Here is a 16,916-nt window from a genome sequence, read left to right as displayed (position 1 = left end):
TTGACGATGAGGCTCAAGTCAGACTTAAGGTTAGCAGGGCCAGCAAAATAGCTAAGGCCAATCCTGTCCACAGAGGGCGGCACAGGCTCCAGTGACCGGCAAACAGGGCCAGTGCTCCCTTGATCAACGTGTTGGTAATGGCAGCCAGGGTGATGCCGGTAACAGCCGTGTCGGCGGTGATGCTGTCTTGAGCCATGCGGGCCAGAGTCAGCGTGATGGCATCGACATCGGTCAGACCGGCAACGATGGCGACCAGCCAGAGGCCCTGCTCCCCCATTTTGGCCTGAATGCCGTGTGCAATGAGCATGATCAGGATCAGCAAGGCGCCAAACTGGAGTGCCGGCAGTAATTGGAAAGGGCGGGTTGCGAGTTGGGCGGTATCGATGCGCCCGAAGGGTTCCTTGTGCCGCCAGCACCAGAAGGCACTGGCGGCGCAACCCAATGTCATGGCCAGCATGGGCGGCCAAAGTGCAGCCAGCAGGCCGGGGTTGATGACGGCGACTTCCAGCAGGATTCGCGGGTACATGATGGCTGCAGCAAGCAGAATACCACTGGCGAGCAGGCGCGGCAGTGGCAGTTGGGTATTCATTCGGGCCAGACTCAGGGTCAGTGCGGTGCTGGACGCCAGCCCGCCAAGCAGGCTGGTAATCAGCACGCCTTTGTCGGGGCCGGTCAGGCGCATGGCAAAATAGGCGGTGAGGCTGATACCCGCCATCAGCACTACCAGCAACCAGATTTCATACGGATTCAGAGCGTTCCAGGGGCCATAGGAACGGTTGGGCAACACCGGCAGGAGGACAGCTGAAATCAGTGCCAGTTGCAGGATGCCTCTGATTTCCGAGTCGCTCAGATGCTCCAGGATACGATGCAGCGTCTGTTTGAAATGCAGGATTACGGTTGTCATGACGGCGATGGCAACGGCCAGGTTGAGATCGCCCAGCAGCGTAATGCTACCGAGCAGATAGGTCACAACACCGGCCATGACGGTGGTTAGCCCGAAGTCGTGGTCTTCGCTGGAATCGAGCCAGTGTGCCAGTCCCAGCAGCAGGGTGATACCCAAGCCAATGGCAATGCCGATGCCGGGACCCAGCAAGGGGTGAAGGACGCCGGTCAGTGCGCCGGCGACTGCCAGCAAGCCGAAGGTGCGGATGCCGGCAATGCGTCCGCCCACCCGGCTGTTGCGTTCATGCCAGCCTCGCTGTAGTCCGATCAGCATTCCCAGCGCGAGAGCGATTAAGACGCGCAGCAGTTGCGAATGATCCATAACGCCTCCGACCACCTCGGCTGTACCAGTATAAGTTCAGCCTAACAGATTACGGCAGGGGTGTGTGTGAAGAGGTGATGTTGAATTAATACATAAGTATGAAACGCGTCAGAAAACAAACGATTGTTTTAAATATTTATCGTCAATGTTGCCTTTAAATTTCATTTTTAAGTTTTGATAATGAAGTCTTAGCTTCTATAATGGGCATATTAATTGTCATAAAACGGTCATTTTTATTCGGTTAATTTGAATCTATTCAATTCGCTCGAAATTTGATCTTTTTCCTCTTGTTTGGTTGTAGTAGACGAGCTGCATCCTGTTTTTAAGCCAGGGCCTGTATTATGGAGTCATTGAGGAATTTAACCCTTTTCTGTGTAGGGTTATCCGGGGCTGAAAAGGAAAAGCTGCTTTCCGTGCTGGTGCTGGCGGAGATTCGGTTGCGTTCTGTTTGGGCATTGCAGGAACAGCCGGAGGGGGCTGACGCTTACCTGTGCAAGGCAAACGACAAGGTGACTGAACACCCCGGTGTGCTGATTCGCTACCGTGCTCCAGACTCCGAGCAGAATCCAACGACAGAGGAAGGAGTGTTCCAGCTGGGTATTGATGCCAGTGGCGTTCCCATGTTTTCCGAGCTGGTAGCAGTATTGAATCAGGCCGATGCCTGGTTGGCTGCTCGGCCTGAAAAGCCGGAGCCGGTCGAGCCTGTTCGAGTAGAAAATGATCAGTCCAGAGATGAAATTCCGAGCCTTGCGGAGACGGAAAACACTGCAGTGGCTGTTCGGAGTGTCGAAGAGATTCCGACGCTGGAGCCGGTATCAGAGCCGATCGTGATTCCTGATTTGCCGGACGAAATCATGGATAGCATGATGTCGGAATTCATGGAGACCAGTCGCAAGATCCCCTTTTTGGACCTAATAGCCGAGTATGTTCAGGATTTGAGGGTTGAATATCCCTACCATAAAATCCTCCTCCAGTCTGGAGAGGTTATACTGTTTGACCTTGATCAAGGAAAGTTTTATTCAACAGTAGAAATACAAAACTTTCTGGATCGAAAGGGTGATAATAAGACGTCTTATATATCCGCATTGGATCGGCAGGAGTTTTTGGCGGAGTTGAATAAGCAGGATTATTTCGAACGGCCTTTTTCAAATCTAAGATGGTTTTTGGCGCTTTTTTCGAATGTGGGTAGTCTGGATATCGATATTGATAACCAGGCCTTTATCCTGACCGGATGGCCGTCAACTGACTTGCCGGGGTTGAACAGGGCTCATTTGAAATTGTCGGCTTTCATGCTTGCCAAAAAGGCGAGTATTGCTGAAATTTCGGCCGAGACCGGCTTTGATGTCGCTCTTATCCAATCGTTTGTCGAAGCCTGTCATCATGAGGGGCTTATTCAGGCAAACAGGGAGCCGGAAGAAAAGAGTTATAGCGTACCACAAAAAAACAAAGGTTTTTGGGGTGGGGTGCTGCGTAAAATCAAATGGTAGCACTTGTGAATATAAGCCAAAACGGTTGAATCGGAAATACTATGTCTAAGCTGGATGACCTGCTGCAAAATATTGTTAATGATGTTGACGGTGCACTGGGGTGCGCTGTTGTCGATCTGGAAAGTGGATTGCTGTTGTCGGTCGCACATAATGTGCCTTACTTCACCTCCTCTTATCTGGAAGCGGTAGCAGCGGCTGCGGTTGATATGATGCGCGGACGCAACGTGCGTGCGGTCGAGTCCCTGCTGTCCAACCAGCGCGGCCAGCCGGTACGTCATATGATCCAGGAAGTACAGATGAGTACGGAAAGGACGTATCACTTCATGGCGGTGGTGCCCGAAAAACCCAATTCGCTGGTGGTATTGATCACCAGTCGCAATACCAACCTGGGTATGGGCTGGGCAGCCGTACGAACCAATCTTCCCAAGATTGCCGAGTTCTGCCCCTCCTGACAGGAGATGTCGTTTGAACACAAGAGCAGCCGGGATGGCTGCTCTTTTTTGTTTCAGGTGAGCCAAGCTGATGTTGAAGAAAAAACTGAAAATCGTGGGTGCGCTCAGGGAAACCGAGGGGTTTGGTCCTCAGCAGATCCGCAGTACGATTCTGAAAGGCGTCAAGGCGCTTTCGCTCAACAGTGACTTTACCGGACGTCCCAAAACACATATTTATGCCAGTGACCACGAGGTGGTCAAGATCCGGCGGGATCTCAGGTTGACGGCACGGCAAGCGATTCCCTGGCTGGACAAAGTGATGGAAAAGGAGCGTCGGCTGGGGGTGCACCACCCCAGCAAAACCTGGTTCTACATCTATCAGGAAAAAGGGGGCGAAGGGCTCCTTGATGAAGAAGTTCTGATTGGCAATATCACGCCTCGATTACGGCCGTTGCACAAACGGCTGGAACCGGTGCCGGCCGATGAGCAGGCCCGGTCCGAAAATGGTCGGATTCTCGCGGACATGTTCGAAATGTACCTGCAGACCGCCCGAACGTTCGGAATCAAGCTGGATGAAGGGCTGTCCAACTTTGCCCTGGATTCTGAAGGGCAGCTGTACTACGTGGATGACGAGCTGTATTCCTGGGACAAGTTTATTTCCTTTTCCATGATGTTGGGCGTCATGGTGCGTCGGCTGGATTGGCTGGATCGGGACTTTGCGCGCGTGCTGGCGCAGGGGCTTGGGGAACAGCTGGATCGTGTGTTTGGTGATCTGAACTATCGTGCCAGCGTTGCTTATCAGTTGCGTTCGGCGTTCATGCCGGCCGGCAAGAAACGGGATATTGCCAACCTCATGTGTGCCGTGCTGACGAGCCAGGCAACGGGGGAAGTCTGGGCAGAGAGTACGGAAGATGCCCGGCTCGGGCCGGCTCGAGCGATGTCGGAGGCTTCGGCTCCGTCCGAGCCTGCCGCGGAGGTGGCCGGGATAGCTGTCTCGGGTGGGCTTCCTGACCCTGAAGCGCCTCTGGCGGTATTGGCGGATGTACATGCCAATCTGCCGGCACTGGAGGTCGTACTGGATTGGCTGGAGCGGGAGGGCATACGTCAAGGGGTCGTCCTGGGTGATCTGGTGGGGTATGGACCGGATGCCGTTGCGGTTGTAGACCGGTTCAGGGATTCCGGGTTTCAGATTATCAAGGGCAACCATGATCACTCGGTAGCTCTGGGGATATTTGAGCGAGGTCTGTCCAAAAATGCGAGACAGGTTGCCGAGTGGACCCATACCGCACTTTCGGATGAGCAGCGTGAATGGCTCAAGCAACTGCCGCCGGTGCTGGATACCGAGCAGTGGATGGCGGTACATGGCGCCCCCCTGGATCCGGAGTTTTTCTATGGTTATGTCTATGAAATGACCTACAGGGATAATCTGGACAAGCTGGTTCAGTTGCAGCGTCGTCTCTGCTTCCATGGGCACTCTCATATGCCGGGCCTCTATGGGCGTGATGCTGCCGGGCAGGATCGACATCGTGTCGGGGAACAGGTTGCGCTGGATGAGTTCGAGTATTGCCTGGTGTGCCCGGGGTCAGTAGGACAATCACGCAACGGCGTTCCCATGGCCCAGTTTGCCATTTATGAGCCGGCGGAAGACAGGATCAGCTTTAAAGCTCTGGCCTATGATTTTGAGCCGGTGGTACAGCGGATGAAAGCGGAAGGGTTTCCGGCGGATCTGTATCGGCGTCTGGCCAAAGGAGTTTAGCCCGCACAAAAAAAAGGCGCCCAGAGGGCGCCCAAGGGCTTAGAGCATCAGGAAAAAAGGTTACATGTGCCCGGTTTCTTCGTAGCGGCGGTGCCAGCTCAGTGCTTCTTCAAGCAGGTGAGGCGTGTGCATGCCGCGACCGGAGTGCAGGGCGCGTTCGTAGTAATCGATCAGCGCCGGGCGGAAGTCTGGGTGCGCACAGTTGTTGATGATTTCATGTGCACGCTGACGTGGAGACAGGCCACGCAGGTCGGCCAGACCTTGTTCGGTTACGATGATCTTGACATCATGTTCAGTGTGGTCGACATGAGAGACCATTGGCACGATGGCTGAAATGGCACCATCTTTCGCGGTAGATGGCGATACGAAGATCGACAGATAGCCGTTACGGGCGAAATCGCCGGAGCCGCCGATGCCGTTCATCATTCGTGTACCCATAATGTGGGTAGAGTTGACGTTACCGTACAGGTCGCACTCGATCAGGCCGTTCATGGCGATAACGCCCAGACGGCGCGCCAGTTCAGGATGGTTGGAGATGTCCTGTTGGCGCAGAATGATCTTGTCGCGGTAGAAGTCGATATTGTCGTCGAACTCTTTGATGCCATCCGGACTCAGCGAGAAAGCGGTTGCGGAAGCGACCTTCAGGGTGCCGGACTTGAGCATCTTCAGCATGCCGTCCTGAATCACCTCGGTGAACGCGGTCAGGTCCTTGTAGGGGCCGGCGTCCAGGCCTTCAAGTACGGCGTTGGGAATGTTGCCTACGCCGGACTGGATCGGCAGCAGTTCCTTCGGCAGACGACCCATTTCGATTTCCCTGTTGAAGAAATCGAGGATGTGGCCGGCAATGCGCTTGGATGTGTCGTCGCTGGGCTTGAACGGCGAGTTGCGGTCAGGCGCGGCAGTTTCCACAACGGCAATGACTTTCTCCGGCGGGCACACCATGTACTGCTCACCGATGCGGTCGGCCGGATCGGTCAGCATGATCGGCTTGCGGTTCGGCGGCAGGGCGGTCCCGTAATAGACGTCGTGCATCCCTTCCAGCTTGGCATTCTGTTTGGAGTTGACTTCCAGAATGATCTTGTCGGCCTGTTCGATCCAGGTCTTGTTGTTGCCGATGGAAGAGGACGGAATCAGGGAACCGTCTTCACGAATGCCAGCCACTTCAATCAGGGCGATATCCATCTTGCCGAGGAAGCCGGACCAGGCGTACTGGGACACCTCGGAAAGGTGGTAATCGACGTAATCCATGGTGCCGTTGTTGATACGGTTGCGGCAGATGGGATCACTCTGAAACGGCAGACGCATTTCAATGCCGTCGACTTCGGCGAGCACGCCGTCAAGTTCCGGTGCGGTAGACGCGCCAGTCCAGACACTGATTCTGAACGGTGTGCTGTTTTCCGCATTCAGGCGACGGATACGTTCAGCCAGAGCGCCCGGCACAGCCTTGGGATAACCGGCACCGGTAAAACCGCTCATGCCAACCTTGGCGCCCGCCGGAATCAATTCGGCGGCTTCCTCGGCACTCATGATGCGCTGACTGAGTACCGGACAAAGGATTCGTGAAGTATCAGACATATTCAATCTCATGTCATATTGTTGACAATCTTGAGCCCGCAGACGGATGTCTGTTTTTTGCACAAGAGTGAAGGGGTGCCATTCTATCAGCGATTGGGCGTGTTTTAAGCGCTTAAAGATCGGGGATAATAGTTCTTTAGTCTAGGTTTGGCAAAATATTGTAGACATTGTTGTGATTTTGCATAAACTAAGTTGCGTTCTGCGCAACCTAATGGGGCTCGCCTCACAGGTGCGGCCGTTTATTGAACAACTGTTGCCAAGTCCTGTCGCGAAGAGATGCCACCAATAAAAACGGACCTTGTTTCAGGTCCGTTCTAGAGGGAGCGCGTTGGAACTCAGGTTTTGTCGGCAGGCTTACGTCGCATCATCGGCATGGAACCATCGCCCAAGCTGCTACGGTTGTCTGCAGCCGGAGTGCGGCTCGCTCCATCACTGCGGCGTTGCCCCACCTGCTTGCGATCGCGCTGGCGTACCTTGGTGTTGCCCTTGCCTGCACTTTTGCGGTCTACCTTCTTCTTTCTGCTTCCGGCGGCCTTGCCGGAAGTTTTCACCTTTTTGGGGCCCTTATAGCTGCCCTCTACGCCCTTGATGGAACGGCGTTCGAATTCCAGACGAAGGTAGCGCTCGATACTGGCCATCAGGTTCCATTCGTTGTGAGCAATCAGGCAGATGGCCAGGCCGTCTCGCTCCTGGCGCCCGGTACGGCCGACTCGATGCAGATGCTCATCGCCCTTGCGGGCCATATCGAAATTGATGACCAGATCCAGGCCTTCGATATCCAGCCCGCGTGCGGCCACATCCGTCGCGACCAGAATATTGATCTTGCCGGCACGCATCAGTCCCATGACGTGTTTGCGCTCATCCTGGCTCATTTCGCCATGCAGGACACCGGAACGGCGGTTTTGCCGCTGCAGGCTGTTGGCCAGCCACTGAGCCTTGTCACGCGTGTTGGTGAAGATAATGGCCTTTTCATACTCTTCATGAGCCAGCAGCCACTCGACCAGGCGTTCCTTATGCTTGTCGTCATCGGCCAGGATGATCTGCTGGCGGATATTATTCTGGGCGTTCTGGGGTGTATTGAGCAGCAGTTCTTTGGGATCGCGGAGCACGTCCGGCAGTAGCGCACGAACGCCCCTGTGGGTCAGGGTGGCGGAAAATACCATGGATTGGCGCTCGGCTCGGCATACATTGATGATGGCCATGACTTCGTCTCTGAAGCCCATGTCCAGCATTCGGTCCGCTTCGTCCAGTACCAGAAATTCCAGATCGTCCAGGTCCAGCGTCTGGCGCTCCAGGTGTTCGGCCAGTCGGCCGGGAGTCGCAACCAGTATTTCGGGATTTTTGCGGATTTCCGCGGCCTGTTCCTTAAAGCCGGTGCCTCCGCACACGGTCATGGTCGTGATACGGGTAAAGCCGGCAATATCCTTTATTGCCTGACAGACCTGTTCGGCCAGCTCTCGGGTCGGGGTCAGGATCAGTCCGCGAGTGCCGGTGTTGGGCGCACGCAGCTCCAGAAAGTGCTGCAGCATCGGCAGGACGAAGGCCAGCGTTTTACCGCTTCCTGTTTCGGCCCCGACAATCAGGTCATGGCCGGCCAGAGCTTCGGGCAGTGCCGCCTGTTGAACGGGGGTGGGGCGGGTAAAGCCCATTTTGTCGATCGCCTTGAGCAGGCGTTCATGCAGCATCAGTTCAGCAAACACGTTGGTTTCTCGCATGGTCATGTGTGTACGCATCCTAGCAAATTATGGCGTGGCTGAGGATGGAAAGTGAACCGGACAGATAAACTCCCTGCTGCTGCGGCATGGCCTGTGCTGTACCGGGGTTGTCCAAGTGCTTGTCCACAGAATCTGTGGATATTATGAAAGCAGGTGTGTTTCCATGGGGCTTCAGGCTGGCAGATCGGTCAGGGCTGCCTCAAGGTGGTCACCCAAGGTTGGTTGGGTACAGCAAAACAAGGGAGCACAAACCGTGAAAATTCGTACTCGATTCATGTCTGTGTGGGGGCTGTTACTGGGGCTGTTGCTGGTCGGCTGTTCGAGCTCACCCCCGGTAGTAAAGTCGGGGTCTCAGTCTAATGACCCCGTACGCAATCGTTTGCTGCTGGTGTATGCGACTTGGGAAGGGGTGCCGTACCGACTGGGTGGCAATGACCAGAGAGGCGTGGATTGTTCCGGATTTATTCAACAGGTTTTTCTGCAGGTGAACGGACTGGCGCTGCCACGAACGACCGCACAGCAGGTACGACAGGGGCAGCGGATAAAGCGGCAGCACCTGCAGCCGGCCGACCTGGTATTTTTCAAGACCGGATGGCGGCAGCGACATGCCGGCATCTATCTGGGCAACGGCGAGTTCATGCACGCATCGACCAGTCGTGGTGTCATGATTTCAAGGCTGGACAATCCCTATTGGCAAGATGTCTGGTGGACGGGGCGACGGTTGACGTCGGATGAATGATCATCCACAGGGAGTAGTGGGCTTGTGCAATGCGAATAAAAATGTGGACAAGGGGCTTGATTATTGTTTTTCTTACCGTGTCTGGCTGGTAAATGGCCAGTTAATCGGGGTTGACAAATCGGCGCTTATTTAAATTGTCACATACTCGATCAAGAAATGTACTCTTTTTTATAATCCTTTTAAATCAATATCTTAGGATTTATTTGTATTATTTTTCCAAAAGTTATCCCGTTGTTTATGCACAGAATGTGTGGGCAAAAATCGGGGGCTTTTCAACAGGTTGTCGTGTCAGCGCTGCCTGTGAACGAAATTGTGCATAAGGCCTGTTCTCATCGGGCTGTAGAGGAGATAAACGGGCGTTTCTGGCAGGATCCTGGATGAAATTTATTGATCTGCGCTAGGGTTTCCGGGGGACTCCATAGGATAGAATGTCGCCGTTTAACGTCAAGGAGAACCCGTTGTTGCGGATATTTCCCGTGTGGCTCAGGCTTGTCTGTATCCTGTTTCTACTGCTGGCCCAGCTGGGCTGTCTGCCCTCTCGCCCGCTTTCCTTGACGTTGGGCACCAATCTGTGGCCCGGCTATGAGCCTCTGTATCTTGCGCGTGAGCGCGGGCTGCTGTCGGCAGACCGGGTACTGCTTATTGAGCTGTTATCAGCCAGCGAAGTGATGCGAGCCTTTCGCAATGGTGCTATTGATGCAGCAGCACTGACTCTGGACGAGGTCATCATGCTCAGGGCGGCGGGCTTTCGCCCGGTTATTGTGCAAATCGCTGATATATCCGCCGGTGCGGATGTCATTATGGCCCGGCCGGGCATGACAAAAATGGCCGATCTTCGGGGCCACAGGGTCGGGGTAGAAGCAACGGCTCTGGGAGCCTACCTGCTGTCGCGCGCGTTGAAGCTGCACAACATGAAGCCTGAGGATATCGAAGTGGTCAGGCTGGAAGTCAACGAGCACCGTGACGCCTTTCTACGGGGAGAGGTGGATGCCGTGGTGACCTTTGACCCGGTACGACAGCAGCTGCTTGAAGCGGGCGCTGTGCAGGTGTTTGATTCCAGTATGCTTCCGGGTGAAATCGTGGATGTATTAGTGGTGCGTGAAGCACTGCTGGATAGTCATGATGACGCGATACAGCATCTGATACATGCCTGGCAGGCCAGTCTGGAGCTGGTTCGGCAGCAGCCCCATGCCAGCGCGAGCCTGATGGCCAGGCGCCTGAAGCTGACGCCGGATGACATTATGGCCAGCTATCAATATCTGGAGATGCCCGGCTGGCAGCGCAGTCGCGAATTGATGGGCCAAGGCGAGGCCAGGTCCCGGCTGCAGCAGCAGGCCGAGCGGTTGGCTGACAGCATGTACCAGCATCATCTGATTGACGAGCTTCCGAACCTGGAGGGGCTGATTTACAGTCGCTATCCTGACGCATGAATATTATCAACAGCTTTCCGCTGAGGCGTGTTATACCGGCTACCATACTGGCCTTTGCACTACTGGTGCTGGTGCTGGCTTTTGCAGTGATCAAGCCTTTCGTCGGCGAGTTGCTGTATCAGGATCAGGCGTCGGGACTCAAGGCAACGTTGAATCGTCTGCAGGGCACCACGGAGTATTTTCTGGGCAAGGGTGACCTTGAGGGGGTGCAGCGGGAAATTGCAGCAACCAGTGCTAACAGTGAGGTTAAAAGCCTGTTGCTGGTCGATGCCGGTGGACGGGTTGTGGCGTCCAGTCGCCTGGCCCATGTAGGCGAACTGCTTCAGACCATACCCATTCATTCCGGCATGGACCTGATCGAACAGGTCAAGCACAGCTGGAAGCCTGCATACCGACACCAGCAGCTGGGCGAGAACACGATTTACGGTGTGGCTCCCTATCTCTACCCTGACCCGGACAACCGACTGCGTGAGCGCAAGGGACTGGTCATTCTTGAAGTGGATATCGACCGCACGCTCAGTCAGCTTTATCACCGTTTGGACATGCTGTTCCTGTGGACCAGCCTAGTGGTGGTGGTGCTGGCGGCACTGGCTTGGCTACTGGTGGACCGTGCCGTCAGCAGGCGTCTGTGGCGCATTACCGAAACCGTACGTGAACTGGCGGCGGACAATCTCGGTTCACGTACGCGGCTCAAGGGACGGGATGAGTTGAGTCTGATCGGTCAGATACTGGACCAGATGGCGGATCGGCTGGAACAAAATCGTTCTCAGCTGTTGCGGGCCAATCGACAGATGGAAAACATTCTGCGTTTCATACCGGCCATGGTGTATATCAAGGATCGTAACGGTCATTACCGGTTGGTGAATGAGCGTTTCATCGAGGTGCTGGGTGAGCCGACCGAGACAGGCACCAGTGTGTTTGATGTCTTGCCCGAGCCCTATGCCAGTGAAATTGAGCACCATGACCGTCAAGTGTTGGAAAGTCGCGAGGCGCGGCAATTTCATATTAACTTTCCGGTGCGTGGCGAGATGCACAACTGGTTCATGGTTAAATTTCCGCTGGTGAATGAAGAGGGCAAGCTGTACGCAATCTGCACGGTGGCAACGGATGTGACCGAGCAGGAGCGCAACGAAAACCTGGCACGACTTGCGCAGCGGATCTTCGAGCATACGACTGAAGGGATCATGGTGACGGATGCCGACAACAGGATCGTGGATGTTAACCACTCGCTGATGGAAATGACCGGGTTCAGCCGGGATCAGTTACTGGGCCAGTCGCCTTCCCTGCAGCGATCGGGCAAACAGAATGACAGTTTTTATGCACAAATGTGGCAAGCGATTTATCGGCAGGGCAAGTGGAGTGGTGAGTTGATCAACCGGCGTGCCGACGGTCAGTTGTATCCGGCCCGCCTGTCGATCAGCACCATTGTGAACCGGCACGGTGAGCTGGATGGCTACTTTTGCATTTTCAGGGATATAACCGAAGAAAAACAGTCAGAGCGTGACCTGCACCGGCTGGCTTATCACGATACCCTGACGGGTCTCTACAACCGTACCGAATTCATGCGAGTCGTCTCCGATGCCCTGGATCATGGCGAACGATATGGTAACCGGTTTGGTCTGCTGTTTATTGATCTGGACCTGTTCAAAGAGGTCAATGACCGCTTTGGCCACGCGTCGGGTGACAAGCTGTTGTGTGAAGTTGCCCGGCGCCTGAGTGACTGCCTGCGCGATACTGATCGGGCCTTCAGGCTGGGGGGGGATGAGTTCACCGTACTTTTGCCGAAGGTGAATGATGATGCCGACCTGGTCACGGTGGCCGACAAGTTGATCAAACGCTTGGCGACGCCCTTCATCATCGAGGGGCAGCACATTCATATCGGCTGCAGTATCGGTATGGTGAGTTATCCGCGCGATGGTGTAGACCGGGATACGCTGTTGGGGCATGCCGATGCCGCCATGTATTTTGCCAAGGAGCAGGGGCGAGGGCGGCATGCGTTTTTTGATCCCCGTATCAATGCCCGCAACCAGCGCATCATGAAGATCAAAACGGGGTTGAGCCAGGCGCTGGAGCGACAGGAGCTGAGCCTGGTTTATCAGCCGAAGGTGCGACCGGATACCGGCGAGGTGACCGGCTATGAGGCGTTGATGCGATGGCGTAGCGCTGAGATGGGCGAAGTTTCGCCGGCGGAGTTTATCCCGATTGCCGAAACCGGTCAGCTGCTGGGCGAGATGACCGAGTGGTTGCTGCACCAGGTGGCCCAGGATATGGCTGCGCCCGCGCTGCAAGGCAAGCAGATTGGTATCAATTTGTCTGCGCGGCAGTTTCAGACCGGCTACTGGGTGGACGCGCTGAAAACGATTATTCGGCAGTACCGGCTGCGGCCGGAGCAGATCTGTCTTGAGGTGACAGAAAGTGCGCTGGTGGAAAACTTTCAGACAGCGGCAATCCAATTGATGGAAATGCAGGCGTTGGGCGTCAGGGTGGCGATTGACGATTTTGGCACCGGTTATTCGTCGCTGGAGTATCTCAAGCGGTTGCCGATCGATTATCTTAAAATCGATCGTTCGTTTGTGCGGGATATCGAAACGGATGCCGATGATCGTGTCATTGTCGAGACCATCGTTGTGCTGGCGCACTCATTGGAACTGCAGGTGATCGCCGAGGGGGTTGAAACCCAGGCTCAGGCCGATTTCCTGCAAGCGAGAGGCTGCGATGAGTTGCAGGGGTATTTGTATTCCAGACCCCTGCCGCTGTCTGAAATTGGTTAACAACAGTTAAAATACTAACCAAAACGGCAGTTTATGCAGTTTTTTTTAGAAAAGGTGTTGACAGAAAAATCGAAGGCGGTAGAATCTGCGCCCATCCTTTGGAGGGGTGGCTGAGTGGTCGAAAGCACCGGTCTTGAAAACCGACGAGTCGAGAGGCTCCCAGGGTTCGAATCCCTGCCCCTCCGCCATTAAAGGATGATGATTTGAGCAGTTCCTCGATAGCTCAGTTGGTAGAGCAGTAGACTGTTAATCTATTGGTCGCTGGTTCGAGTCCAGCTCGAGGAGCCAAATCATGAAGACCTTGCCTGTTCGGCATGGTCGCTGCAAAGAGCGGGTCGTTAGCTCAGTTGGTAGAGCAGTTGGCTTTTAACCAATTGGTCATAGGTTCGAGTCCTATACGACCCACCACTCTTCGCAACCGGAGGGTCGTTAGCTCAGTTGGTAGAGCAGTTGGCTTTTAACCAATTGGTCATAGGTTCGAGTCCTATACGACCCACCATTTCCGGTTACCTTTCCCGTCTTATCGCTTTCCATAGCATATTCAAGCTGTCTGTTATCCTGATCAGGTTTAAGTTTTCTGCCGGGGATGACTGCGGATTTTTCGCTTGGCGTGTGCCGGTTTGGCTGACCATCAGTATTCTATGGCCAGCACCTCCAGCCAGAGTTCGTCCTGCTCCGGTCGTTCGATCACGATTTCGTCGCCAACCTGCTTTTTCAGCATTTGGCGTGACAGCGGCGCATCAATGCTGATGTGTCCCTTGGACGGATCGATCTCGTCGGAACCGACAATTCGATAGCAGCGTTTATGTTCGTCTTCATCGATCAGTGTGACGCGGGCGCCGAAAAATATACGGCTGGTGTCGTCGGGAATGCGGTCGACCACCTTGATGTGCTCCAGTCGCTTGGACAGATAGCGTACGCGGCGATCAATTTCGCGCAACTGCTTCTTGCCATAGATATACTCGGCATTCTCCGAACGATCGCCCTGGGCCGCCGCTTCCTTGACGGCCTGCGTCACTTCCGGGCGTTTCACTTTCCACAGGTATTTCAGTTCTTCGGTCAGCCGGTCATAGCCCTCCTGGGTGATATAGGGTGAGCTTTTCGGTTGTGGCGGTCGCCAGCGTCCCATGTCTTTACGTCTCCCATGACTGCAGATTTTGAGTACAACGATACAAAGGCGTCTGATGATATCAGGTCCGGCGCTGGTTGTATGACCGGGTTGGCGGATGTCGCCTTGGATGAATCATATGAGAGGTGGGTGCTGAAGGCCCTACTGCTGCGTCTGGGCGTGCTGAGGTCCCGGGTGGAATGGACGGAGTTGCTGCGGGATGAAGTATTGGTTGGAGAAAGAAAAATATAAAGAATTACAGTCAGTTGCCGATACCCTCGTCGTGGAGGAAGGAACATGCAGACTGACAGGATACAAGACCGGATCGAAACCTATACGGCGTCGCTGCCTCAGGCCGTGCAAGCGCCCAATGGGGCGCAGTTTGCGTTTCTGCTCAGCCTGATCGCCTCCAATCAGGAAATGTCCCGACCGGCACCTGTCTCGGTGCCGGGTGAGGGGTTTGAGCTGCCTGAAATTGCTCCGGCGTACCCTGATCCGGTCCAGTTGCATACGCCGGAAGTGGTTGACCGGCTGAATCACTCCATCAATGACCCCATTCCCGGTGATTACGCCTTCATGGTCAGTCGTCTGGATATACAATCACGAACACCGCGCGCTCAGGCTTTGGCGCATGACCGTTTCGAGCAGGTGGCGCTGTATGCGGCCAGTGATCTGGCCGATCGTATTGTGTCCGCGCGACAGAGTATCAGCGTCGAGGCCTGACAGGTGCCTTCAAATATGCTTTCCTAGGCGTTTTCTTCTTCGGTCTGGGAATTCATATGTCGGAAAAATCACAGTCCAGAGCGATCCTGTTGGCGCTTATGGCCGTATTAATGTGGTCGACGGTTGCCACTGCCTTCAAATTGTCGCTTCAGCATATGAGCCCCCTGCAACTGTTGGGATGGGCTGGACTAGGCTCGTCCGTGGTGCTGGCGCTGGGCGTAAGCTGGCAAAAGGGATGGCATGAGCTGAGCTGTGAGTGGCGGCGGCGTCCGTTGTTTTACCTGGCTCTGGGCGCATTGAATCCGGCGTTTTATTACCTGGTTCTGTTCCGGGCCTATGATCTGCTGCCCGCGCAGCAGGCCCAGGCACTGAATTACACCTGGGCGCTGACGCTGGCTCTGTTGGCAGTACCTTTATTGAAGCAGCGGCTGCAGCGGGTCGATATTATGGCAATGTTGCTGGGCTATGGCGGTGCGCTGGTGATTGCGACCAAGGGCAATCTGCTGGCGCTGGAATTCGACAGCCTGACCGGTGTCTTGCTGGCGCTGTTCAGCACGCTGTTATGGGCGCTGTACTGGATTCTCAATACTCGTGCCGAGGGCAGTCCGGCCGTAACTTTACTGCTGTGCTTTCTGTGCGGGACACCGATGGTCTGGTTGTTGATGGCCTGGCAGGGAGAGCTGCAGTTACCGGCCTGGCAGGGGCTGCTGGGGGCGGCCTATGTCGGGCTGTTCGAGATGGGGTTGACGTTTATGCTGTGGCTGGGAGCCTTGCGTGCGGCAACCCATGTGAGCCGTATATCCAATCTGATTTTTCTGTCGCCTTTCCTGTCGCTGATATTCATCCATTTCCTGCTGCATGAGCCTATTGCACCGGCAACCTTCGTGGGACTGGGGCTTATCGTGACGGCGGTTGTATGGCAGCAGCACGCCGCACGCTCAGAGCCAATGACGGCGGCGGAACAACCAGAATAAACCGCCTACCAGGGCGACCAGGCTGCCCAGAAACAGCAGAAAGGCATATTCGTTTTCGGCACCGGGTATGCCGCCGACGTTCACGCCCAGCAAGCCGGTGAGGAAGCCCAGTGGCAGGAATATGGCGGAAATGATCGACAGGACATACATGCGCTGGTTGAGTTGCTCACCCTGTTGGCTGGCGAGCTCTTCCTGTGCCATGGCGGCTCGTTCACGGATGGTGTCCAGGTCCTCGATATGACGCAGCAGAGCATCGCTGACTTCGCGCAACTCCAGTTTCATATCGACCGGCAGCCAGCTCAGGCGTTCGCCCAGCATCTGGGTGAAGGCATCGCGCTGGGGGGCAAAGTAGCGTCTCAGACTCACGGTCTGGCGGCGCAGATTGCGTACTGACTGGCGTATCTCGTTACCGGGTTGTGTCAGCAGGTCCAGTTCCAGGTCGGACAGCTGCTCCTCCAGCTCCTCAACGGTATCGCCCATGCGCTCGACCAGCAGGCCGCTAAGCTGGACTATCAGGTCGGCGCTGGTGCTCGGCCCCTGTCCCCGTGTGAAGCGTTCGAGCAGCATGCTGACCGAAACCAGTCGGCGTTTGCGAGTGGAGATGACCAGACGAGCGCCGGCGCAGAGACGGATGGATACCATGTCCTCCGGGTTGGCGCCGGGATTGGTATTGACGCCACGCAGGAAGAGCAACAGGTATTCATCCAGCACTGCTGCGCGGGGGCGGGTATTCTCGGCCAGCAGCGCTTCAGTGGCCAGTTCGGGCAGGCCGCTCTCCTGCTCCAACCAATGGCGGGTCGAGTCGAGAGTGTAATCCAGGTGTAGCCAGAGGATACCGGTATCGGGTTGCCAGGCCGCCAGCTCTGTAGCGTTCATCTGGCGAGCACTGCCCTGACCATCCAGCAGCAGTGCGTGCAGGTATTCCGGTGCTGAAGTCATCCTC

Annotated in this window: 13 protein-coding genes and 4 tRNA genes; 12 read left to right on the top strand and 5 right to left on the bottom strand. The window is 55.4% G+C overall.

Annotated elements, in window-relative coordinates:
- Positions 1-13 precede the first annotated feature (13 nt).
- On the bottom strand, positions 14-1,264 hold the full coding sequence (locus tag H1S06_RS12490; RefSeq protein WP_181740692.1) for an MgtC/SapB family protein: 1,251 nt from the start codon (positions 1,262-1,264) through the stop codon (positions 14-16).
- Positions 1,265-1,605: 341 nt separating this feature from the next.
- On the opposite strand from H1S06_RS12490, the gene H1S06_RS12485 reads away from it, so the two are divergent.
- The 3 genes from H1S06_RS12485 to H1S06_RS12475 all read left to right on the top strand — a co-directional run bounded on the left by H1S06_RS12485 (position 1,606) and on the right by H1S06_RS12475 (position 4,938).
- Positions 1,606-2,751, top strand: a complete 1,146-nt coding sequence (locus tag H1S06_RS12485; RefSeq protein WP_181740690.1) for a hypothetical protein — start codon at positions 1,606-1,608, stop codon at positions 2,749-2,751.
- A gap of 41 nt (positions 2,752-2,792) precedes the next feature.
- Positions 2,793-3,203, top strand: a complete 411-nt coding sequence (locus tag H1S06_RS12480; protein ID WP_181740688.1) for a hypothetical protein — start codon at positions 2,793-2,795, stop codon at positions 3,201-3,203.
- 70 nt (positions 3,204-3,273) lie between these two features.
- The gene (locus H1S06_RS12475) at positions 3,274-4,938 is read left to right on the top strand and encodes a metallophosphoesterase family protein (RefSeq protein ID WP_181740686.1); all 1,665 of its coding nucleotides are present in this window, start codon (positions 3,274-3,276) and stop codon (positions 4,936-4,938) included.
- Between the two features lie 60 nt (positions 4,939-4,998).
- Here the strand turns inward: H1S06_RS12475 and H1S06_RS12470 are convergent, their stop codons facing one another.
- Positions 4,999-6,513: an acetyl-CoA hydrolase/transferase family protein gene (locus tag H1S06_RS12470; RefSeq protein ID WP_181740684.1), complete on the bottom strand. Its 1,515-nt coding sequence runs from the start codon at positions 6,511-6,513 to the stop codon at positions 4,999-5,001.
- Positions 6,514-6,848: 335 nt separating this feature from the next.
- Entirely contained in the window at positions 6,849-8,234 is a 1,386-nt protein-coding gene (locus H1S06_RS12465) for a DEAD/DEAH box helicase (protein ID WP_181740682.1), read from the bottom strand.
- Positions 8,235-8,481: 247 nt separating this feature from the next.
- Between H1S06_RS12465 and H1S06_RS12460 the strand changes: the two genes are divergently transcribed.
- From H1S06_RS12460 to H1S06_RS12430, 7 genes are all read left to right on the top strand, one after another.
- Positions 8,482-8,967 (top strand): NlpC/P60 family protein, encoded by a 486-nt coding sequence (locus tag H1S06_RS12460; protein ID WP_328515346.1) that lies wholly within the window; start codon positions 8,482-8,484, stop codon positions 8,965-8,967.
- 458 nt (positions 8,968-9,425) lie between these two features.
- Positions 9,426-10,397 (top strand): ABC transporter substrate-binding protein, encoded by a 972-nt coding sequence (locus tag H1S06_RS12455; RefSeq protein WP_220183867.1) that lies wholly within the window; start codon positions 9,426-9,428, stop codon positions 10,395-10,397.
- A complete protein-coding gene (locus H1S06_RS12450) occupies positions 10,394-13,168 on the top strand; it encodes a bifunctional diguanylate cyclase/phosphodiesterase (protein WP_181740678.1) in 2,775 nt (924 codons plus the stop codon). Before H1S06_RS12455 ends, H1S06_RS12450 begins: the two co-directional genes overlap by 4 nt.
- Positions 13,169-13,268: 100 nt before the next feature.
- Positions 13,269-13,356: transfer RNA gene (locus H1S06_RS12445), tRNA-Ser, on the top strand.
- 24 nt (positions 13,357-13,380) lie between these two features.
- Positions 13,381-13,456, top strand: a tRNA-Asn gene (locus H1S06_RS12440).
- Positions 13,457-13,500: 44 nt separating this feature from the next.
- Positions 13,501-13,576, top strand: a tRNA-Lys gene (locus H1S06_RS12435).
- A gap of 15 nt (positions 13,577-13,591) precedes the next feature.
- Positions 13,592-13,667: transfer RNA gene (locus tag H1S06_RS12430), tRNA-Lys, on the top strand.
- Positions 13,668-13,799: 132 nt separating this feature from the next.
- Here the strand turns inward: H1S06_RS12430 and greB are convergent.
- On the bottom strand, positions 13,800-14,297 hold the full coding sequence (gene greB / locus H1S06_RS12425) for a transcription elongation factor GreB (RefSeq protein WP_181740675.1): 498 nt from the start codon (positions 14,295-14,297) through the stop codon (positions 13,800-13,802).
- Positions 14,298-14,573: 276 nt separating this feature from the next.
- On the opposite strand from greB, the gene H1S06_RS12420 reads away from it, so the two are divergent.
- A complete protein-coding gene (locus tag H1S06_RS12420) occupies positions 14,574-14,999 on the top strand; it encodes a hypothetical protein (RefSeq protein ID WP_181740673.1) in 426 nt (141 codons plus the stop codon).
- A gap of 56 nt (positions 15,000-15,055) precedes the next feature.
- Entirely contained in the window at positions 15,056-15,973 is a 918-nt protein-coding gene (locus H1S06_RS12415; RefSeq protein ID WP_181740671.1) for a DMT family transporter, read from the top strand.
- Here the strand turns inward: H1S06_RS12415 and H1S06_RS12410 are convergent.
- Positions 15,938-16,912 carry a zinc transporter ZntB gene (locus H1S06_RS12410; protein WP_181740669.1) on the bottom strand — a complete coding sequence of 325 codons (975 nt, stop codon included), beginning with the start codon at positions 16,910-16,912 and terminating at the stop codon, positions 15,938-15,940. The genes H1S06_RS12415 and H1S06_RS12410 overlap by 36 nt on opposite strands.
- Positions 16,913-16,916 lie beyond the last annotated feature (4 nt).

This window comes from Marinobacterium marinum, assembly GCF_013868415.1.
GTDB lineage: Bacteria > Pseudomonadota > Gammaproteobacteria > Pseudomonadales > Balneatricaceae > Marinobacterium > Marinobacterium marinum.
This window is presented reverse-complemented; position numbering and strand designations above follow the sequence as displayed.